A 20,138-nucleotide genomic window follows, 5' to 3' on the forward strand; every position below is an offset into this window, starting at 1 on the left:
CACCCACTCCCTTTTCGTTCCGGCCCGGGAAGTGCCGCCACTATAGGTATTTGCTGGCGCATCCTCAACGGACAAATTATAATGGCTCGGATTAAAAAAACTAATGGCAATACGCCGTTAGCGTTTACCGATGGCTTGCCACACAAAGCCGCCCGATTTTCGGCGCCGAATCATTCGGATTAATGTTACACAAAAGTAGCTAATTTAATGTCTAAACGCTTACCTCCCCTCAATGCGCTGCGCGTGTTCGATGCGGCCGCTCGCCACCTGAGTTTCACCAAGGCGGCGGAAGAGTTGTTCGTGACCCAGGCCGCGGTGAGCCACCAGATCAAGTCGCTGGAGGACTTCCTCGGACTGAAGCTGTTTCGCCGGCGCAATCGCTCGCTGCTGCTGACCGAAGAGGGCCAAAGTTACTACCTCGATATCAAGGAGATTTTCTCTTCGATCAACGAGGCGACGCGCAAGCTGCAGGCGCGTAGCGCCAAGGGGGCATTGACCGTCAGTCTGCCGCCGAGCTTCGCCATTCAGTGGCTGGTGCCACGGCTGTCCGGCTTTAACTCAGCTTATCCGGGCATCGACGTGCGCATCCAGGCGGTGGACCGCGAAGAGGACAAGCTGGCGGACGACGTCGACGTGGCGATTTTCTACGGCCGCGGCAACTGGCCGGGGCTGCGCGCCGAGCGCCTGTATGCGGAATATTTGCTGCCGGTGTGTTCGCCGAGCCTGCTGACCGGCGATCATCCGCTGAAAACCGCAGAGGATCTGGCTTATCATACGTTGCTGCATGACGTTTCACGCCGCGACTGGCTGGCTTATACGCGCCAACTGGGGTTGCAGCACATCAACGTGCAGCAGGGGCCGATCTTCAGCCACAGCGCCATGGTGGTGCAGGCGGCGGTGCACGGTCAGGGCGTGGCGCTGGTGAACAACGTGATGGCGCAAACCGAGATTGAAGCCGGTCGCCTGGTGTGCCCGTTCAACGATGTGCTGGTCAGTAAAAACGCTTTTTATCTGGTATGTCATGACAGCCAGGCAGAACTGGGTAAAATAGCCGCCTTCCGGCAGTGGATCCTGGCGCGTGCCGCCAGCGAACAAGAGAAGTTCCGCTTCCGCTACGAACAATAAGGCCGGCCGCCGCCTTGCCGCGGCCGGTGATTTTTAATGGGATAGATCACGATGAGCAGCCGTTCCATGCTGGTTTTCGCCGCTATCAGCGGCTTTGTGTTTGTCGCGTTGGGCGCATTCGGCGCGCATGTGTTAAGCGGTACGCTCGGCGCCAATGAAATGGCCTGGATCCGTACCGGGCTGGAGTATCAGGGGTTCCACACCCTGGCCATCCTGGCGCTGGCGGTCGCGATGCAGCGCCGCGTGAGCCTGTGGTTTTACTGGAGCGGAGCGCTGTTGGCGTTCGGCACCGTGTTGTTCAGCGGCAGCCTCTATTGCCTGGCGCTGTCGCACCTGAAGGTCTGGGTATATATCACGCCGGTTGGCGGCGTGTGCTTCCTGATCGGCTGGATATTGATGTTGATTGGCGCTTTGCGTCTGAGGAAAAAGGCCGAGCGCCATGAATAAGATTGCGTTGTACTGCCGCCCAGGCTTTGAAAAAGAGTGTGCGGCAGAGATCACCGACAAAGCCGCCCAGCTGGAGATTTACGGCTTTGCACGAGTAAAAGAGCACAGCGGTTACGTGCTGTTCGAATGCTATCAGCCGGACGATGCCGATCGCCTGGCGCGGGAGATTCCGTTCCGCGAACTGATTTTCGCCCGCCAGATGATCGTGGTGGGTGAGCTGCTGCGCGATCTGCCACCGGAAGATCGGGTATCGCCGATCGTTGGCATGCTGATCGGCGTGGTTGACCGCGGCGGCGAGCTGCGGGTGGAAGTGCCGGACACCAACGAAAGCAAAGAGCTGATGAAATTCTGCCGCAAATTGACGGTGCCGCTGCGCGCCGCGATGCGCGAGCAGAAGGTGCTGATGGCGCGCGAGAACCCGACTCGCCCGGTGGTGCACGTGTTCTTTATCGCGCCGGGCTGCTGCTACGTCGGTTACTCCTACAGCAACAACAACTCGCCGTTCTACATGGGCATTCCGCGTCTGCGCTTCCCAGCCGATGCGCCGAGCCGTTCGACGCTGAAGCTGGAAGAAGCGTTCCACGTGTTCATCCCCGCCGACGAGTGGGACGAACGCCTGGCCAGCGGCATGCACGCGGTCGATCTGGGCGCCTGCCCGGGCGGCTGGACCTATCAGCTGGTGAAACGCAGCATGATGGTGCATTCGGTGGATAACGGCCCGATGGCGCCGAGCCTGATGGAAACCGGCCAGGTGACGCACCACCGCGCCGACGGCTTCAAGTTCGAGCCGAACAGCAGCAAAATCTACTGGCTGGTGTGCGACATGGTGGAGAAACCGGCGAAAGTGACCAGCCTGATGATTCAGTGGCTGGTGAAAGGTTGGTGCCGCGAAGCGATCTTTAACCTCAAGCTGCCGATGAAAAAGCGCTATGAGGAAGTGTCGCAAAACCTGATGAGCATCCGCGAAGCGCTGGGCGCTGCCGGCATCAGCGTCGAAGTGCACGCCAAACAGCTGTATCACGACCGCGAAGAGATCACCGTACACGTGCGCCGCATGTGGTCGGCGGTGCCGGGTCGGCGCGACGAGCGCGATTAATCGCGTTAAACCTGATGACGGGCGCTGCTTGCAGCGCCCTTATTGTATCGGCAGTCGCAGCTGCTGCAGGTTGCCGTCCAGCGACAGATCGGTGCGCAGCGTGGCGACGTGTTTGCTGACGTAGGCCAGCTCGCGGTGCTGCTCCAGCTTGCCGCGCCATTTCTCCGGCACCTGCTCCAGGTGCTGATAGATCCCGTCCAGACTGCCCGACTGCTGCAACAGCAGCACGGCGGTTTTCGGCCCGATGCCGGCCACGCCGGGGATCTTGCTGCTGCCGATCCCCGCTAACCCCCAGTAGTCCGGCAGTTGCTGCGGCTGCACGCCGAATTCCTGCTGCACGAAAGGCATATCCAACCAGCGTTTCTGGAAGTAATCGCGGATCTGTACGTTCGGCGCCAGCAGCTGGCAATAGCCTTTGTCGGTGGAGACGATGGTCACCTGGTGGCCGCCGCCGGCGACCTTCGCCGCCAGCGTGGCCGCCAGATCGTCTGCCTCGTTGCCGGGTGAATGCCAGCTGGCGACGCCCAGTTCGGCGAAGGCCTCACGCAACTGCGGCATCTCCTGCTGCAGGTTTTCCGGCATCGGCGAACGCCCGGCCTTGTAGTCCGGCAGAATTTGGTGACGCCAGCTATCGCTGCGATCGTCCTCGTCGAATACCGCTACCGCGTGGGTCGGGCGGCTGTGCTGGAGAAGCTGCTGCAGCGCGTGGCGGCAGGCGTTGACGCAAGGAGAGCCCTGTACGGCGTGAATGCGGCGGATGAGGTTCAGGGCGTCGACAATCAGTAGGTGTATCATCATGGGCGGCAAGGTCAGAAAAAACAGGGCGGCCGTTACGCCGCCCAGGATTGAGGATCAGGCGACGATTTCGTAGCAGGGCACATAGGCGCTGCCCGGCAGCTTCATGCGGTGCTGGGCGACAAAGCCCTGCAGCAGGCTGTCCATCTGCTTCATCATCTGCGGTTCGCCGTGCAGCTTGTACGGGCCGAACTGTTCAATGGCGTGGATGCCGTTTTCCTTCACGTTACCGGCCACGATGCCGGAGAAGGCGCGGCGCAGCGCGGCGGCCAATTGCTCCGGCGGCTGGTTCGGATACAGATTGAGGTTCGCCATGTTCTCGTGGGTCGGCTCGAACGGCAGCTGCAGATCCGGCGCGATGCGGATCGACCAGTTAAAGCTGTAGGCGTCGCCGGTGTTGCGGCGGTTTTCCTTCACCAGCGGCATGGCTTTTTTCATCTGCCGCGCGACTTCCGCCGGATCGTCGATGATGATGGTGTAGTGACGGCGCGCCGCGTCGCCCAGCGTGTTCATGATGAACTCGTCCAGCACGCGGAAGTAATCGGCGCTCTCTTTTGGCCCGGTCAGGATCAGCGGCAGCACCTGTTCGCTGTTCTCCGGGTTCATCAGGATACCCAGCAGGTACAGCAGCTCTTCGGCGGTGCCGACGCCGCCCGGGAAGATGATGATGCCGTGCGCGATGCGCACGAAGGCTTCCAGGCGTTTTTCGATGTCCGGCATGATCACCAGCTCGTTCACCAGCGGGTTAGGCGGCTCGGCGGCGATGATCGACGGTTCGGTCATGCCGATGAAGCGGCTGTTGCGGTAACGCTGCTGCGCGTGACCGACCGCCGCGCCTTTCATCGGCGCTTCCATGGCGCCCGGCCCGCAGCCGGTGCAGATGTTCAGCTCGCGCAGGCCCAGCTGGCTGCCGACCTTGCGCGCGTACAGGTATTCGTTCTCGTTGATCGAGTGGCCGCCCCAGCACACCACCATGTTGGGATCTTCATCCAGATGCAGCGTGCGTGCATTGCGCAGGATCGAGAACACCAGGTTGGTGATGTGGGCCGAGTTTTCCAGGTTCAGATGCTGGAAACGGCCGGCGCTGGCGATTTGGCCGTGCACGAACAGGATGTCGCGCAACACGGCGAACAGGTTGGCCTGCAATGAACGGATGATGCGGCCGTCGACGAACGCCTCTTCCGGCGGGTTGACCAGCTCCAGTTTCACGCCACGCTCGCGGCGCAGCACGTTGATATCGAAGGTTTCATAGCGCGACAGCAGCTGTTTGCTGTTGTCGGTTTGGCTGCCGGAGTTCAACACGGCCAGCGAACAGTTGCGGAACAGGCGGTACAGGTCGCTGCTGGCAGTGCGTTTCAGCATGTCTACTTCCAGCTGCGACAATAAATCCATAGAGCCAAGCGGGCTGATGTGTGTAATCAAGGTAACTCCTTTGCACCCGGTGCGGGGCGGTAGTAATCCATACGCAGCAAAACAGCATCTCGTTATGGTTGGCGTGCTGCGGTGCAACGGGCGTTCTGCCCGGCTGCAGCCTCGTTTTAACCTTACCGCCGTCCCTGCGCTTTTACCAACACAAACCGCTCGTTAGCTCAGTTGTTGAGCAATGTTTCGCACTTATTGGCGCGCCAGGCGGCCGTGCTCGGGAGTGAACGCGACGTTGCTGCGCCACGGGTTGATGTCCAGCCCGCCGCGACGGGTGTAGCGAGCGTAAACCGTCAGGCTCTGCGGCCGGCAGTAGCGCATCAAATCATTGAAGATGCGCTCGACGCACTGTTCGTGGAATTCGTTGTGGTGGCGGAAGGAGACCAGGTAGCGCAGGAGCGCTTCGCGATCGATCTTGGCGCCGCGATAGCTTATCTGCACCGAGCCCCAGTCCGGTTGATGGGTGATCAGGCAGTTGGACTTCAGCAGGTGGCTGACCAATTGCTCTTCCACTACCTCTTCACCGGCGGCGTTTAACAGGTAGTCGGCGTTGAACTCATAATTGTCGATGCGGATATCCTGCTGGTCGATGCAGTCGCCGGCCAGACGGGCGATCGGCGTGCCTTCCAACTGCTCGACGCTGAACAGGGTGACGCTGACTTCGCCCTGGGCGCAGGCGGACAGATCGCGTTGCAGGGTGCTTCGCACCGTTTCCCCATCGGCGAACGGCGTTTGGTTGAAGCTGTTGAGATACAGCTTGAAGCTTTTCGATTCGATCAGGTTCAGGCTGTCGGCATTGAGGCTGATCTCGCCGACCGCCACCTGCGGCAGCCCGTTGGCGTTCAGCCAGGAGAGTTCGTACAGCGTCCAGATGTCCGCGCCGTGGAAGGGCAGGTTGTCGGGATACAGCCCCAGCGGCTCGCGGTTCATGCTGCGCGGCACCGCCTGCAGCAGCGTGGCGTCGTAGCGATCGCGGTAGGCGGTGGGTTTGCCCAGCGTCAGCCCCGACAGGGCCTGGTGGTCTTGATATGAGGACATCTGCTGTCACCTCGGTCAGAGATAGGTACAATGGCCGTCAGTTTAACGTATGCGAGAAAGAATATGGACCATGATGTATCGCACGCCCTGCGTGAATTCACTCAACGCTATGTCGAGTTGTGGCAGCAAGAGCGCGGCCACGCGCCGGCCAGCGAGGCGCTGTACGGCGTGCCGTCGCCCTGCATCGTGGAGAATCGCGAGGACGACGTGCTGTGGTTGCCGCAGCCTTTCGAACCGGCGGCGACGCTGGAAAAGGTAGAGACCGCGCTGGAGCTGCGTTTGCAGCCGGATGCGCATCGCTTCTACACGCAGCAATACGCCGGCGACATGAGCGCGCAGTTCGGCGAGCATCGCCTGAGCCTGCTGCAGGTCTGGAGCGAAGAGGATTTTATCCGCCTGCAGGAAAACCTCATCGGCCATTTAGTGACGCAAAAGCGCCTCAAATTGTCACCGACCCTCTTCCTGGCGACCACCGAATCCGAGATGACGATGGTGTCGCTGTGCAACGTCAGCGGCAACGTGGTACTGGAGCAGTTCGGCAGCGATAAGCGCACCTTGTTGGCGGCGACGCTCGGGAATTTCCTCGATGCGCTGCGCCCGGTGTTGGACTGAATCGTGACGGATTCGCCGTCGCCCGTGTGAGAGATCTCTCACACGGGCTGTGAGATATCGCTCTTAATTTTTCCCACCTTTTTCCAGGCTATGAGATTATTGTTATCCAGATCAATTGGTTAGAATTTCTTTAGGATAACTCTTAGTCTTAATTTAGTGTGAGACACCTCCCAAACCCTTGTGATTCCGGGGAATTTAAGCGATCTTATCGTTACCGGAACGGAACCGGCGGAGCAGGAAAGCATCAGGATGATGCAGCTTCAGGAAGAAGAAAGGGATGCGCTCAGGCAGAGCGAAGGATGGCGTCAGGAGATGCCCAGGATGTTTCAGGATAGAAACCAGGGACACCTCCAGGACGGAGATTGAGAGCCGACACAGGACTGTCGGCGGGTCAGGAAGGCTGAGGAACCGCGTCAGGACGATGCTGCAGGATGATGCAAGGATCACTTGGTCAGGATGGCCGCAGGAAAAGTTTTCAAGGATTGAGCAGGGAGCACACTGTGTAGCGGGATAGCTATAAAACGAACCGGGGGCACTGTTAACGCAGTGCCCCCAACTTTTTGCTCTCTCCCGCCGTGCGTGCTCCTCTGCTTAATCCATCGCCAGCGTTAACCAATCGCGCCCAGCGTATCGCCTGCGCCCTGTTTTTTCGGCAGCAGGAACAGCGTGGCGTAGATATCCAGCAGGTAAATCGCCGCCAGCAGGCTGATGGCGGCGGTAAATGACACCTGCGTCACCAGCGCACCGATCACCAATGGCCCCAGGCCGCCGACGCCGCGCCCCAGATTGAACAGGATGTTTTGCGCGGTGGCGCGCGCCTGCACCGGGTAGGTATCGGAAATCAATGCGCCGTAGCCGCCGATCATGCCGTTGACGAACATGCCCATCACGGCGCCGGCGAACAGCATCAGCATCGGATCGCTCAACTGGGCGTAACCGATCACCATCACTACCGCGCCTACCTGATACAACACGAAAATCTTCCAGCGGGCGAAGCGATCGGCCAGCACGCCAAACAGCCAGATACCGAACGTCATGCCGACCACCGTCACCGCCGTCCACAGGCCGGACTTGGTGAGTGAGAAGCCGAAGTTTTTCGCCAAGTAAGTCGGCATCCAGATCATCAGCCCGTAGTAACCGAAGTTTTGCACCGAACAGAGAATGAAGATGCCGATGCTGGCCTTGCTGGTAGCGCGATCCTTAAACAGCAGGCGCAAACGCTGCAGGAAGGAGAGCGGCCGCCCGGCGTCTTTCTGCCGCACGAACGCCTCCGGCTCGCCCAACGTGCGGCGGATCAGGAATGACGCCAGCGCCGGCAGCAGACCGACCAGGAACATACCGCGCCAGCCGATGTGTTCCAGCAGCAGCGGCGTCAGGAAGGCGGCTGCCAGCACGCCCAATTGCCAGCCCATGCCGACGTAAGCCGAAGCGCGGTTGCGCTTCTCCGCCGGCCAGGCTTCGGCGATCAGCGCCATGCCGATGCCGAATTCGCCGCCCAGCCCGATGCCCGCCAGGGTGCGATAGGCCAGCAGATCCCAATACCCTTGCGCCACGGCGCACAGGCCGGTGAACAGAGAAAACATCAGAATGGTGATGGTCAGCACCCGGATTCGGCCGAAACGATCGCTGAGGTGGCCGAAGATCACGCCGCCCAGCACCGCGCCGATCAGCGTCCAGGTGACCAGCGAACCGGCGGCCGATGAGGTTAATCCTAATTCGATGCTGATGGCCGGCAGCATAAAGCCGAGGATCAGCAGGTCAAACCCGTCCATGGCATAACCGGTGACCGAGGCCAGCATGGCTTTACCGGGCGTCGCGTGGTTTTTTTTCTCTGTTATTACGGACATGAATCTTTATCTGTGTGGTGAATTCGGTGGGCCTATTGTGCCGCGCGGCGGCGAGCGTCACCAGATAAAAACGGCAGCCGGTCTCGGGCGCGCCAAATTTGGGCTATAAAAATGCTATGCTTTGCCGCCTTTCAGCCAGCGAGCTGAATACCATAATGAAAAGAGATCGGGAATGCAGATGAGTATACATAACCAGGTGCGCCGCAGTTTGCAGGCGATTGAACAATCCATGCGCGATCTGGCGCTGTGGCAGGCCGCGCCGCCTGAGCATGAGGCTTTTTCCAGCACCGAGCCGTTCTGTATCGACAGCATGTCGGCCGAAGCCTGGCTGCAGTGGGTGTTTCTGCCGCGCATGTATGCGCTGCTGGATGCCCAAGCGCCGCTGCCGACGCGCTTTGCTATCACGCCTTATTTCGAAGAGGCGTTGAAAGATCGTGAGCCGAGCAGCCTGCCGCTGCTGGTGCTGCTGCAACAGCTGGATTTGATGTTAAACAAAGAGCCGTAATTCACCGGCGGCGCGCAGATTTTTGCCGCCCGGCAGTGTAGAGTACTCGCGCGGATGCCGGGCAGGAGAGCCGACGGTGTCTTTCGGCTCGGTTGAACCGCGACGGTTGACCGGGGGCTGCATTAGGATGATGAGGTGCTGCAATAATGGATTTATTAAGGTTTATCCTGCGTTTGCCTTTTACCCTGGTTAAGGGCGTTTGTCGCCTGCTGGGTGGGGCGTTGTCGCTGTTGGGACGGTTGCTGAGACCGCTGGTCGGCAACCTCAGCTGGCGCGCGCCGGCCTGGTGGGCTGCGCTGCCGCGCGGTTTTTTGCGGCTCGAAAGCGGCGTGGATAAACACCCGAAAGCGATCGGTCTGGGCCTGCTGCTGCTGGCGGGGGCCGCGGGCGGCGCGTTTTACGGTTGGCACTGGTGGCAAAATCGGCCCCAGCCCATCGAGCCGGCGCCGTTGGTGGTTCAGGAGATCAGCGCCGAGGTGGCCAACCCCGAGCCGATAGATTACGCCGCCGCCCGGCAGGCGCCGCAAACGGTGAGCCTGACCTTCAGCGGCTCGGTCGCGCCGATCGCCGTGGTGGGTAAAACCGTGAGCGCCGGTATCACCCTCAAACCGACGGCGGAAGGGCAGTGGGCGTGGAGCAATGAATCAACGCTGGTGTTCTCGCCGAAAAAACCGCTGCCGATGGGAGCGAAATATGAGGTGGCCCTGGAGCCCGCCACCTTGCTGGCGCCGCAGGTCAAGCTCGCCAAAACCCGCTATGCCTTCACCGTGCCCGCGTTCGATTACCGTCTGGGGCAGGCCGAGTATTACCGCGATCCACAGAATGCGCAGAAACGCAGCGCGATTTTCAATCTGCAGTTCAACGCGCCGGTCGACGTCGCCAGCTTTGAAAAACAGATTTCGCTGGGATTGAAGGAAGGCAGCACGTCCTCCGAGAAAAAGCTGAACTTCTCTCTGGTCTATGACGAGAAAAAACTGAACGCCTGGGTGCATTCCGAGCCGCTTCAGGCGCTGGATCAGGGCGGCGCGGTGCATCTGACCGTCGGTAAGGGCGTTAAATCGACGGCGGCCGGCAACGCTGTCGAAGAGGCGAAAAGCAACTGGGTCAAGGTACCCACCCTCTACAGCCTGGCGCTGAGTGACGCCAGCGCTCAGGTCGTGGACACCGACGGCGGCCAAGGGCAGCGTGCGCTGGTGGTCGGTTTCAGCGATGCGGTGAAGGATAAAGAGTTGGTGCGGGCCACCAAAGCCTGGCTGCTGCCGCAGCACGATCCGAGCGATGCCGAGGCCGCCAACGATGCCGAAGACTTCTATCAATGGACGGTCGACAGCGTCGGCAAAAACGTGCTGGCGCAGGCGACGCCACTGCCGTTGACGCTTAACGAGGCGGAAGAGGCCTATCAACCGCAGTTCAGCTTCCGTTTCGACGCTCCGGCGCACCGCTTTGTGTTGCTCGAGATAGACAACCAGCTGGTCTCTGTCGGCGGTTACAAGATGCCGAAGAAGGTTTATCGGGTGGTCGAAGTGCCGGAGTTCCCGAAATCGCTGCAGTTCATGTCGCAGGGCTCGCTGCTGTCGGTTAACGGCGACAAGCAGATCAGCGTGGCGGCGCGTAACGTGGCGGGCCTGCGGCTGGACATCAAACGGGTGATCCCGAGCCAGCTGCAGCACATTGTCTCCTTCAAAAGTCGGGACTACTCGTCCACGGAATTCAACCGTCTCAACGACGAATATTTCACCGAGCATTTCAAATACCAAACGGCGCTCAACAACGAGCGGCCGGGGGAAGTGAACTATCAGGGCATCGATCTCTCCCGTTATCTCTCCACCAACGCCAGCTCCCATCGCGGGGTATTCCTGCTGACGCTGTCCGAATGGCAGCCGAACCGAAAACCGGCGGCGGAAGAGGCGGGCACCGAGCAGGATCAGGAACAAGATGAAAGCGAAGGGGAAGAGCAGCCCGACGTCGGCGATTCGCGCTTTGTGGTGGTGACCGATCTGGGCATCGTCGCCAAGAGCTCGCAGGATAAGACGCGCGATGTCTTTGTGCAGTCGATCCAAAGCGGCGCACCGGTCAGCGGCGCCACCGTGTCGGTAGTGGCCAAAAACGGCGTGACGCTGCTCAGCCAAACCACCGGTGCCGACGGCCACGTGCGTTTCCCGGCGCTCGATGTATACACCAACGAGCGCCAGCCGGTGATGTTCCTGGTGGAAAAGGAAGGGGATGTCTCCTTCCTGCCGACCGGTAGCTATAACGATCGCGGGCTGGACTTCTCGCGCTTCGACGTCGCCGGTGAACAAACGCCGACCGATCCGCGCACCCTCAGCAGTTATCTATTCTCCGATCGCGGCGTTTATCGGCCGGGGGATACTTTCAATATTGGCCTGATCACCCGCGCCGCCGACTGGGGCGTTGGCCTGGCCGGCGTGCCGGTGCGTGCCGAAATTCGCGATCCGCGCGACAAGCTGATGTCCACCGTACCGCTGACGCTGGGCGCCAGCGGTTTCAACGAGCTGAGCTATACCACCGATGAAAACTCACCGACCGGCGAGTGGAACGTCTATCTGTATCTGATCGGCAAAAACAACGATACCTCCACGCTGCTCGGCCATACCGCGGTCAATGTGAAGGAGTTCGAACCGGATCAGCTGAAAGTGAAGCTGGCGTTGACGCCGGACCGCCAGCAAGGCTGGGTAAAACCGTCTGAGCTGAAGGCCAGCATCGACGTGCAGAACCTGTTCGGCACCCCGGCGCAAGATCGCCGCGTGACCACCAGGATGACGCTGCGGCCGATGTATCCGAGCTTCGATCGCTTCCCGGATTATGCGTTCTACGAAAACCGGCAAAACAGCGACGGGTTCGAAACCGAGCTGGAAGATCGCACCACCGATGAGCATGGCGCGGCCGATATTCCGCTCGATCTGAAATCCTACGCCGACGCGACCTATCAGCTGCAGCTGTTGTCGGAGGCGTTCGTCGCCGGCGGCGGGCGTTCGGTGGCGGCTACCGCCCGTACGCTGGTTTCGCCTTACGATTATCTGATTGGGGTGAAGGCCGACGGCGATCTGGGCTACATCAATCGCGACGCGGAGCGGCATCTGAATGTGATCGCCATCGATCCGGCCCTGAAACAGATCGCCATGCCGAATCTGAAGCAGGTGCTGATCGAACAGAAATACATTTCGGTGCTGACCAAACAGGATTCGGGCGTTTACAAATACCAGTCGAAGATGAAGGAAGTGCAGCTGTCGGAACAGCCGCTGGCGCTGAGCGAGCAGGGCGCGGATCTGCGGCTGACGACTGATAAGCCGGGCGACTTCGTGCTGGTGATTGAAGATGCGCAGGGCAAGACGCTCAACCGCGTCGCCTACAGCGTGGCCGGCAACGCCAACCTGAGCCGTTCGCTGGATCGCAACGCCGAACTGAAGCTGAAACTGAACCAGGCGGAATACCAGCCGGGCGAGGAGATCGAGGTGGCGATTAACGCGCCTTATACCGGCAGCGGTTTGATCACCATCGAGAAGGACAAGGTTTACGCCTGGCAGTGGTTCCACAGCGATACCACCAGCTCGGTGCAGACGATCCGCGTGCCGGCCGGCATGGAGGGCAACGGCTACATCAACGTGCAGTTCGTGCGCGACATCAACTCCAGCGAGATCTTCATGAGCCCGCTGAGCTACGGCGTGATGCCGTTCAAGATCAGCACCAAGGCGCGCCAAAACAGCCTCGAGGTGACGGCGCCGGCGGTCATCAAGCCGGGTGAAAACCTGACGATGACGGTCAAGACCGATGCGCCGCAGCAGGTGGCGCTGTTCGCCGTCGATGAGGGCATTCTGCAGGTGGCGCGTTACCGCCTGAAGGATCCGCTGGAGTTCTTCTTCAGCAAGCGCGAACTGAACGTGAGCAGCTCGCAGATCCTGGATCTGATCCTGCCGGAGTTCAGCAAGCTGATGGCGCTGACCGCGGCGCCGGGCGGCGATGCGGGCGAAGGGTTGGATCTCAACCTCAACCCGTTCAAACGCAAGCGTGACAAGCCGGTGGCCTACTGGTCCGGCATTACCGAAGTCAGCGGCGAGAAGCAGTTCGTCTACCCGGTGCCGGACTACTTCAACGGCAAGATCCGCGTCATGGCGATTTCGGTGACGCCGGAGAAAATCGGCAAGGCGCAAACCGCCGCCACGGTGCGTGACAGCTTCATCATGACGCCGAACGTGCCGGCGATGGTGGCGCCGGGCGATGAGTTCGACGTCAGCGTGGGCATCAGCAACAACCTCGAAGGGCTGAACGGCCAGTCGGCAGCCATCAACGTCCTGCTGACGCCGCCGCCGCAGTTGGAGGTGGTGGGCAACGCGACGCAAAGCCTGACGCTGGCGGAAAAACGCGAGGGCGTGATCGCTTTCCGCCTGCGCGCCAAAGCCGTTTTGGGCGATGCGCCGCTGGTGTTCGACGCCCGTTACGGCGACCAGGCCAGCCGCCGTACCGTCAGCACCTCGGTGCGGCCGGCGGCGCCGTACCGCACCCAGTCGGTGATGGGGCGCATGAGTGGCAGCAGCCAGAACGTCGATGGCCTGCGCCAGATGTTCGATGCTTTCGCGCAGCGCCGGGCTGCGGTGTCGAATTCACCGCTGGTGCTGACCAATGGGCTGGCGCAATACCTGGCGGATTACCCATATTACTGTTCCGAGCAGATCGTCAGCCGTTCCATTCCGCTGATGCTGCAGAGCCGCCACCCAGAGATGAAAAGCAGCCTGAGCCAGGCGGAAGTCAGCAAGCAGCTGCGCAATCTGCTTGGCGTGCTGCGCGCCCGCCAGAACGACAGCGGGGCGATCGGCGCCTGGCGTTCATCGCCGGATGCCGATCCTTTCGTCACGCCTTATGTGGTGCAGTATCTGCTCGAAGCCAAAGCGGCGGGCTACGCCCTGCCGGAAGGCATGCTGGATGAAGCCAACGGCGCGTTGCGCGAGCTGGCGGCCAGCGGTTTCGACGATCTGTATCTGCTGCGCTTGCGCAGCTGGGCGGTTTACCTGCTGACGCTGCAGGGCGAAGTGACCACCAACTCGCTGGCGGCGGTGCAGGATACGCTGCAAAAACGCTATGGCGAAGAGTGGAAAACCGACCTGAGTGCGCTGTATCTGGCCTCTTCCTATCGCCTGTTGAAGATGGACGACGAAGCCGCCGCGCTGTTGCAACCGAGCTGGCAGCAACTGAGCAAGGCGTATGACAGCGCCTGGTGGACGCAGAACTATTTCGATCCGCTGGTGCAGGATGCGACGCGGCTGTATTTGATTACCCGTCACTTCCCTGAGAAGGTGGCGTCGATTCCGCCGCAGGTGCTGGAGAATATGGTCAAGGCACTGAAAGAAGAGCGTTACACCACCTACTCCTCTGCAATGAGCATCCTGGCGCTGGAAAGCTACTCGGCCCAGGTGGCGGCGCAATCCGCCAATGCGGACGCGTTAGGCATCGTGCAGGTGGGCAAAAGCGGCGGCGACCCGCAGCGCATCAGTGAGCTGCAGGGGCTGTTCGTTCAGGGGCAGTTCAACGCCGATGCCACCGCCGTGCGCTTCACCAACGGCGGCAGCGCGCCGGCCTGGTATGTGGTGACGCAGGCCGGTTACGATCTGAACGCGCCGCAAAAAGCGCTGTCGCGCGGGATTGAGATCGTCCGCGAGTACACCGACGAACAGGGCAAACCGGTGACGCAGGTGACGCTGGGGCAGAAGATCAACGTCCATCTGAAGGTGCGCGCCAACTCGAAAGAGGGGCAGAGCAACCTGGCGATTGTCGATCTGCTGCCGGGCGGGTTCGAAGTGGTGCAGCAGACGCCGCCGGAACCGGCCGATGCCGGTGAGGAGAGCGACGATCGCGGCGGCTGGCAGTCGCCGCTGGCCGCCACCGGCTCCACCTGGGCGCCGGATTACAGCGACATCCGTGAAGATCGCGTGATTATCTACGGCAGCGCCGGCACCGAGGTGCAGGAGTTCGTCTATCAGATCAAGGCCACCAATACCGGCAGCTTTATTATTCCACCGGCCTACGGCGAAGCCATGTACGACCGTGAAGTGCAGGCCATGTCGGCCGGCGGCGGCAAGCTGGTGGTGGTGCCGGCGGGCAACGACTAGGCCATATCCGGCGCCAGGCCAGCGTCTGGCGCCGGAATGCTGAGAACGTATGAAGATCCTGACCGGGCGCGTGCTGCAAAACGGCTTGATGGCGGTGTTTTTACTGGCGCTGCTGTTGGCCGCGATTCGGCTGTGGCCGCATCCGCCCCTGTGGCAGGGGCTGCCGCAGTCTTCCGTTTATTACGACAGGCACGGCGCGTTGCTGCGCATCACGCTGGCCAACGACGATCGCTACCGGCTGTGGACCCCGCTGGAGCAGGTGTCGCCGTTGGCGGTGCGTGGGCTGCTGCTGCACGAAGATCGCTGGTTCTACTACAACCCCGGCTTTAACCCCGTCAGCCTGATGCGCGGCTTCTGGCGCAGCTATGTCGCCGGCGGCAAAATGCAGGGCGGATCGACCATCAGCATGCAGCTGGCGCGGATGCGCTGGCATCTCAATACCCGCACGCCGGGCGGCAAGCTGTTGCAGGTGCTGCGCGCGGTGCAGCTGGAGCTCAGCTATTCCAAGCGCGATATCCTGGAAGCCTATTTGAATTACGCGCCCTACGGTCGCAACATTGAAAGCATCGGCGCCGCCAGCCTGATCTACTTCGCCAAGTCGCCGAAGGCGTTGACCCTGCCGGAGGCGCTGACGCTGGCGGTGCTGCCGCAGTCGCCCAGCTACCGTCTGGAGCCAAAAACCGGCGTGCTCGGTGCCGCATTGACGCAGGCGCGCAACCGTCTGTTCCAACGCTGGCAGCAGGTTTACCCGACCGACGCCAGCCAGCAAACGCTGTTCCGCCTGCCGCTGGCGCTGCGGCAGCCTGAACAAGTGCCTTATATTGCGCCGCACTTTATCGAACAGCTACGCCTGCAGACGCAGCAACTGGTGCAGCGCGACACTCGCGTCGACACGACGCTGGACGCCGGGTTGCAGCGGCTGGTCGAGCGGCAGGTTAACGCCTTTATCGCCCGCAACCGCAGCCGCGGCATTCAAAACGCCGCGGTGCTGCTGGTGGACAGCCGCGATATGGGGGTGCGCGCGCTGGTAGGATCGGCGGACTATTACAATCGGCCGATCCAGGGGCAGGTGAACGGCACCAACGCCAAGCGTTCGCCGGGCTCGACGCTGAAGCCGTTCATCTACGCGCTGGGCATGGAGCAGGGCGTGCTGCATCCGATGACTATCCTGAAAGACGTGCCTTCGTCGTTCGGCGCCTATGCGCCGGAAAATTTCGACCGGCGCTTTCTCGGCCCGGTGACCGCCACCGACGCGCTGAACTTCAGCCGTAACATCCCGGCGGTATATGTCGCCTCGCAGCTGCGCCAGCCGACTTTTTATCAGTTCTTACGCCTGACCGGCGTCGCCAATATGGCCAATGAGAGCCACTACGGGCTGTCGCTGGTATTGGGCGGCGGTGAGGTGACGGCGCAGGAATTGGCGAAGCTGTATGCGCTGCTGGCGAACCGCGGCGAGCTGCGGCCGCTTCGCATGCGATTGAACGAGGCCGAATCGACGCCGGTGCGGCTGCTGAGTGAGGAGGCCAGTTTCATCACGCTGGATATGCTGCGCCAGCACCGGCGGCCGGGCGATACGCTGGCACAGCGTTCTTCTTCGCTGCCGGTGTATTGGAAGACCGGGACTTCATGGGGCTTTCGCGACGCCTGGAGCGTCGGAATCTTCGGCCCTTACGTGCTGGTGGTGTGGGAAGGCAACTTCGACGGGCGCGGCAACAATGCGTTGGTCGGCGCCGAGGCGGCCGCGCCGCTGTTTTTCAATATCATCGACAGCGTCAACGCCAGCTACCCTGGCCTGCGGGAACCGAAACATCCGTTCCCCCAACGGCTGCGGCGGGTGGAGATTTGTCTCGCCAGCGGCGATCTGCCGACGCCGTGGTGCCAGCAAAAGGGCAAGACCTGGTTCATTCCCGGCAAGTCGCCGATCAAGGTGGACAGCGTCTATCGGCCTGTGGTGCTGGATATTCACAGCGGCGAGGTCGTTTGCCCGCCGTATGACGCGGCGCAGACCCGTACCGAAATCTTTGAATTCTGGCCTTCCGATTTGGCCAACGTGTTCGCCCAGGCCGGGCTGCCGAAACGGACGCCGCCGGTTAACCGCTGCAAGGACAACGGCATCGCCGTCGGCGGCAACGCGCCGCGCATCACTTCGCCGCTGAAAAATACCACCTATACCCTGCGCCAGTCGCAGCAGGGGCGGGACAAAATCGCCTTCAATGCGGTGACGGACGCCGACAGCAAGACGGTGTACTGGTTTGTCGACGATATTTATCTCGGTAGCAGCGCCAGCAAAAAGCCGATCGACTGGCGGCCGATCAACAACGGGCGTTATCGCATTCGGGCGGTGGACGATCGCGGCCGCGCCGATACGCGCCTGGTGACCATCGAATGGGTAAACTAGCGCTGAGCCGCACGCCTGTTATACTCGCGCCCGAAACGGCTATTTATCTGGGAAAGCGATGTGATTGAGATTTTGTATCAGGATGAACACCTGGTGGCGGTGAACAAACCGTCGGGCTGGTTGGTGCACCGCAGTTGGCTGGACCGTCATGAAACTCGCTTCATGATGCAAACGGTGCGCGATCAGCTCGGGCAGCACGTCTTTACCGTGCACCGTCTCGATCGCCCGACCTCCGGCGTGCTGCTGATGGCGCTTTCCAGCGAGGTGGCGCGCCTGCTGTCGCAGCAGTTCGAGCAGCATCAGGTGCAGAAAACCTACCATGCGGTGGTGCGCGGTTACGTGCAGGAGGGGGCGACCCTCGACTACCCGCTGACGGCGGAGCTGGACAAAATCGCCGATAAACATGCCGATGCCGACAAGGGGCCGCAGCCGGCCGTCACGCACTACCGGCCGTTGGCGCAGGTAGAGATGCCGGTGGCCGTCGGCCGCTACGACAGCGCACGTTACAGTCTGGTGGAACTGCAGCCGGAAACCGGCCGCAAGCACCAATTGCGGCGCCACATGGCGCACCTTCGCCATCCGATCATCGGCGACAGCAAGCACGGCGATCTGCGGCAGAACCGCGGGATGGCACAGCATTTCGGCTGCCCGCGCCTGATGCTGCACGCCAGCCATCTGCAGCTGACGCACCCGGTGACCGGCGAGCCGCTGCAGGTGACGGCGCGCTGGGACGAAGACTGGCAAGGGGTGATGACGCAGTTCGGCTGGGCGGGGGTATTCCCTGAACTTGCCGGGGTTGAGTTTAGCGCGGCTAACGGTCAGGATAGCTGACAATTTTTAAAGGTAATGAAGGGAGTAGGAGCCATGGCTCAGGTTGGTATCTTCGTGGGAACGGTCTACGGCAATTCGCTGCTGGTGGCGGAAGAGGCGCAAAACATCCTCAGCGAGCAGGGCCATGAGGTCAAACTGTTCGAAGAGGGCACGCTGGAGGCCTGGCAGTTTTATCGTCAGCATTACGCGCTGGTGATCACCTCCACTACCGGGCAGGGCGATTTGCCGGACAGCATCGCGCCGCTGTTCCACGCCATTCGCGATCAGGTTGGCTATCAGCCGGAACTGCGCTACGGGCTGATTGCCCTCGGCGACAGCAGCTATGACCACTTCTGTGGCGCGGGGCGCACGTTTGATGCGTTGCTGCAAGAGCAGGGCGCCACCCGCGTTGGTGAAGTGCTGGAAATCGATGCGATGGAACAGCCGGAGCCGGAAGTGGCCGCCTGCCCGTGGGTCGAGCAGTGGGGCACGCTGCTGCAGTCATAACGTAAAAAGGCGCCGTAAAAGGGCGCCTTAACGATGATGCGGGTCAACCGATCCGCATTACTTGCCGCGGGTGAGTTTTTCCAGATCGGCTTCGATCTCGGCAATCTTGTGCGACACCACGCCCTCGAGATGGCGCAGGTCGTCGAGGATTTTACGCTTAAGATCCACTTCCACCTGATCGCGCTGGCACAGCTGATCCAGTTCGTCGATCACGTAACGCAGGTTCGGGTTGATCTCGTGAATTTCCTTGTAGCCCTGGCCGGCGTTGTCCGCCACCACGGTTTTACGCTGGCGCGGATACTTGAACTTCACGCTCTTGGCGAAGAACTCGCCCTTGTCCTTGCGGAAATAGATCTTGAGGATGTCGTTGTTGGCCTCTTGACGCAGGCTATAGCGATCGACGTCTTCCGGTTGATTGATGCCCAAACTCTTCAAGTTATCGTACATACTGCGCCCTCTTTAGATGTGATCGTTATATTCCACGACTGCGATTATGGCGGAAAGTGAGATCTGCGACTGTGACTGCCAGCGAAACGCAGACAAAAAAATAGCGGGTGAATCACCCGCTATTTCAATTTAGTCGATAGTACGCAATAACTCATTAATGCCGACTTTACCGCGCGTTTTGGCGTCGACTTTCTTGACGATCACCGCGCAGTACAGGCTGTAAGAACCGTCTTTCGACGGCAGGTTACCGGAAACCACCACCGAACCCGCCGGCACGCGGCCGTAATGGATTTCGCCGGTCTCGCGGTCATAGATGCGGGTGCTCTGGCCGAGGTAGACGCCCATCGAAATCACCGAGCCTTCTTCCACGATCACGCCTTCCACCACTTCGGAGCGCGCGCCGATGAAGCAGTTGTCTTCGATGATGGTCGGGTTGGCCTGCAGCGGCTCCAGCACGCCGCCGATGCCGACGCCGCCGGACAGGTGAACGTTCTTGCCGATCTGCGCGCAAGAACCGACGGTGGCCCAGGTGTCGACCATGGTGCCTTCGTCGACGTAGGCGCCGATGTTAACGTAAGACGGCATCAGCACGGTGTTGCGAGCGATGAACGCGCCCTGGCGCACGGTGGCCGGCGGCACGACGCGGAAACCTTCCTTCTGGAAGCGCGCTTCGTCGTAGTCGGCGAATTTCATCGGCACTTTGTCGTAGTAGCGGGTTTCCGCGCCGTCCATTACCTTGTTGTCGTTGATGCGGAAAGAGAGCAGCACGGCTTTCTTCAGCCACTGATGGGTGACCCATTGACCGTCGATCTTCTCGGCAACGCGCAGGGCGCCGCTGTCCAACAGGCCGATCACCTGGTTTACCGCTTCGCGCGTTACGGTGTCTACGTTCACCGGGGTGATGTCCGCACGGCGTTCGAAGGCGCTTTCAATAACGTTCTGTAATTGCTGCATGCTGTTCTCTTTC

15 protein-coding genes are annotated in these 20,138 nt (G+C 61.0%); 9 read left to right on the forward strand and 6 right to left on the reverse strand.

The window, feature by feature from the left end; genetic code table 11:
• Nucleotides 1-207 precede the first annotated feature (207 nt).
• Genes RE418_RS11025 through rlmM form a run of 3 tightly spaced genes read left to right on the forward strand, consistent with a single transcriptional unit; the run spans nucleotide 208 to nucleotide 2,668 of the window.
• Nucleotides 208-1,125, forward strand: coding sequence for a transcriptional regulator GcvA (locus RE418_RS11025; RefSeq protein WP_025304049.1), 918 nt, complete (start codon nucleotides 208-210; stop codon nucleotides 1,123-1,125).
• 51 nt (nucleotides 1,126-1,176) lie between these two features.
• Nucleotides 1,177-1,572: a DUF423 domain-containing protein gene (locus tag RE418_RS11030; RefSeq protein WP_004931896.1), complete on the forward strand. Its 396-nt coding sequence runs from the start codon at nucleotides 1,177-1,179 to the stop codon at nucleotides 1,570-1,572.
• Nucleotides 1,565-2,668 (forward strand): 23S rRNA (cytidine(2498)-2'-O)-methyltransferase RlmM, encoded by a 1,104-nt coding sequence (gene rlmM / locus RE418_RS11035; protein WP_019455735.1) that lies wholly within the window; start codon nucleotides 1,565-1,567, stop codon nucleotides 2,666-2,668. Before RE418_RS11030 ends, rlmM begins: the two co-directional genes overlap by 8 nt.
• 39 nt (nucleotides 2,669-2,707) lie before the next feature.
• Here rlmM and xni read toward each other — a convergent pair whose 3' ends face one another.
• The 3 genes from xni to queF form a co-directional block, all read right to left on the reverse strand.
• Nucleotides 2,708-3,466, reverse strand: a complete 759-nt coding sequence (gene xni / locus RE418_RS11040; protein ID WP_025304047.1) for a flap endonuclease Xni — start codon at nucleotides 3,464-3,466, stop codon at nucleotides 2,708-2,710.
• A 54-nt stretch (nucleotides 3,467-3,520) separates the two neighbouring features.
• Entirely contained in the window at nucleotides 3,521-4,885 is a 1,365-nt protein-coding gene (gene ppnN, locus RE418_RS11045) for a nucleotide 5'-monophosphate nucleosidase PpnN (protein ID WP_019455737.1), read from the reverse strand.
• A 192-nt stretch (nucleotides 4,886-5,077) separates the two neighbouring features.
• Nucleotides 5,078-5,923: an NADPH-dependent 7-cyano-7-deazaguanine reductase QueF gene (queF, locus tag RE418_RS11050; protein WP_043139883.1), complete on the reverse strand. Its 846-nt coding sequence runs from the start codon at nucleotides 5,921-5,923 to the stop codon at nucleotides 5,078-5,080.
• A gap of 63 nt (nucleotides 5,924-5,986) precedes the next feature.
• Between queF and syd the strand changes: the two genes are divergently transcribed.
• Nucleotides 5,987-6,535 (forward strand): SecY-interacting protein, encoded by a 549-nt coding sequence (syd, locus tag RE418_RS11055; protein ID WP_025304045.1) that lies wholly within the window; start codon nucleotides 5,987-5,989, stop codon nucleotides 6,533-6,535.
• A 608-nt stretch (nucleotides 6,536-7,143) separates the two neighbouring features.
• Here syd and RE418_RS11060 read toward each other — a convergent pair.
• Entirely contained in the window at nucleotides 7,144-8,382 is a 1,239-nt protein-coding gene (locus tag RE418_RS11060; protein WP_025304044.1) for an MFS transporter, read from the reverse strand.
• 178 nt (nucleotides 8,383-8,560) lie between these two features.
• Here RE418_RS11060 and RE418_RS11065 point away from each other — a divergent pair, with 178 nt between their 5' ends.
• From RE418_RS11065 to RE418_RS11085, 5 genes are all read left to right on the forward strand, one after another.
• On the forward strand, nucleotides 8,561-8,887 hold the full coding sequence (locus RE418_RS11065; RefSeq protein ID WP_025304043.1) for a YqcC family protein: 327 nt from the start codon (nucleotides 8,561-8,563) through the stop codon (nucleotides 8,885-8,887).
• Nucleotides 8,888-9,033: 146 nt separating this feature from the next.
• Nucleotides 9,034-15,009, forward strand: coding sequence for an alpha-2-macroglobulin (locus tag RE418_RS11070; protein WP_043139887.1), 5,976 nt, complete (start codon nucleotides 9,034-9,036; stop codon nucleotides 15,007-15,009).
• Between the two features lie 49 nt (nucleotides 15,010-15,058).
• On the forward strand, nucleotides 15,059-17,407 hold the full coding sequence (pbpC, locus tag RE418_RS11075) for a penicillin-binding protein 1C (protein WP_043139891.1): 2,349 nt from the start codon (nucleotides 15,059-15,061) through the stop codon (nucleotides 17,405-17,407).
• 60 nt (nucleotides 17,408-17,467) lie between these two features.
• Nucleotides 17,468-18,238, forward strand: coding sequence for a tRNA pseudouridine(65) synthase TruC (gene truC, locus RE418_RS11080; protein ID WP_043139895.1), 771 nt, complete (start codon nucleotides 17,468-17,470; stop codon nucleotides 18,236-18,238).
• Between the two features lie 33 nt (nucleotides 18,239-18,271).
• Entirely contained in the window at nucleotides 18,272-18,724 is a 453-nt protein-coding gene (locus RE418_RS11085) for a flavodoxin (RefSeq protein WP_033644870.1), read from the forward strand.
• Nucleotides 18,725-18,781: 57 nt separating this feature from the next.
• On the opposite strand, the gene RE418_RS11090 is transcribed toward RE418_RS11085, so the two are convergent.
• Both RE418_RS11090 and dapD read right to left on the reverse strand, forming a co-directional pair.
• Nucleotides 18,782-19,171 carry a DUF3461 family protein gene (locus RE418_RS11090; RefSeq protein WP_004931929.1) on the reverse strand — a complete coding sequence of 130 codons (390 nt, stop codon included), beginning with the start codon at nucleotides 19,169-19,171 and terminating at the stop codon, nucleotides 18,782-18,784.
• A 129-nt stretch (nucleotides 19,172-19,300) separates the two neighbouring features.
• Entirely contained in the window at nucleotides 19,301-20,125 is an 825-nt protein-coding gene (gene dapD, locus RE418_RS11095; RefSeq protein ID WP_025304039.1) for a 2,3,4,5-tetrahydropyridine-2,6-dicarboxylate N-succinyltransferase, read from the reverse strand.
• Nucleotides 20,126-20,138: the final 13 nt, after the last annotated feature.

Origin of the sequence: Serratia sp. szju (assembly GCF_044594185.1) — a bacterium.
In the GTDB taxonomy this organism is placed as follows: domain Bacteria; phylum Pseudomonadota; class Gammaproteobacteria; order Enterobacterales; family Enterobacteriaceae; genus Serratia; species Serratia bockelmannii.

Bases quoted from the DNA above. Each gene is read 5' to 3' on its own strand.
- RE418_RS11025 (WP_025304049.1), top strand. From the start codon at position 208: ATGTCTAAACGCTTACCTCCCCTCAATGCGCTGCGCGTGTTCGATGCG.
- RE418_RS11030 (WP_004931896.1), top strand. From the start codon at position 1,177: ATGAGCAGCCGTTCCATGCTGGTTTTCGCCGCTATCAGCGGCTTTGTG.
- rlmM (WP_019455735.1), top strand. From the start codon at position 1,565: ATGAATAAGATTGCGTTGTACTGCCGCCCAGGCTTTGAAAAAGAGTGT.
- xni (WP_025304047.1), bottom strand. From the start codon at position 3,466: ATGATGATACACCTACTGATTGTCGACGCCCTGAACCTCATCCGCCGC.
- queF (WP_043139883.1), bottom strand. From the start codon at position 5,923: ATGTCCTCATATCAAGACCACCAGGCCCTGTCGGGGCTGACGCTGGGC.
- syd (WP_025304045.1), top strand. From the start codon at position 5,987: ATGGACCATGATGTATCGCACGCCCTGCGTGAATTCACTCAACGCTAT.
- RE418_RS11060 (WP_025304044.1), bottom strand. From the start codon at position 8,382: ATGTCCGTAATAACAGAGAAAAAAAACCACGCGACGCCCGGTAAAGCC.
- RE418_RS11065 (WP_025304043.1), top strand. From the start codon at position 8,561: ATGAGTATACATAACCAGGTGCGCCGCAGTTTGCAGGCGATTGAACAA.
- RE418_RS11070 (WP_043139887.1), top strand. From the start codon at position 9,034: ATGGATTTATTAAGGTTTATCCTGCGTTTGCCTTTTACCCTGGTTAAG.
- pbpC (WP_043139891.1), top strand. From the start codon at position 15,059: ATGAAGATCCTGACCGGGCGCGTGCTGCAAAACGGCTTGATGGCGGTG.
- RE418_RS11085 (WP_033644870.1), top strand. From the start codon at position 18,272: ATGGCTCAGGTTGGTATCTTCGTGGGAACGGTCTACGGCAATTCGCTG.
- RE418_RS11090 (WP_004931929.1), bottom strand. From the start codon at position 19,171: ATGTACGATAACTTGAAGAGTTTGGGCATCAATCAACCGGAAGACGTC.
- dapD (WP_025304039.1), bottom strand. From the start codon at position 20,125: ATGCAGCAATTACAGAACGTTATTGAAAGCGCCTTCGAACGCCGTGCG.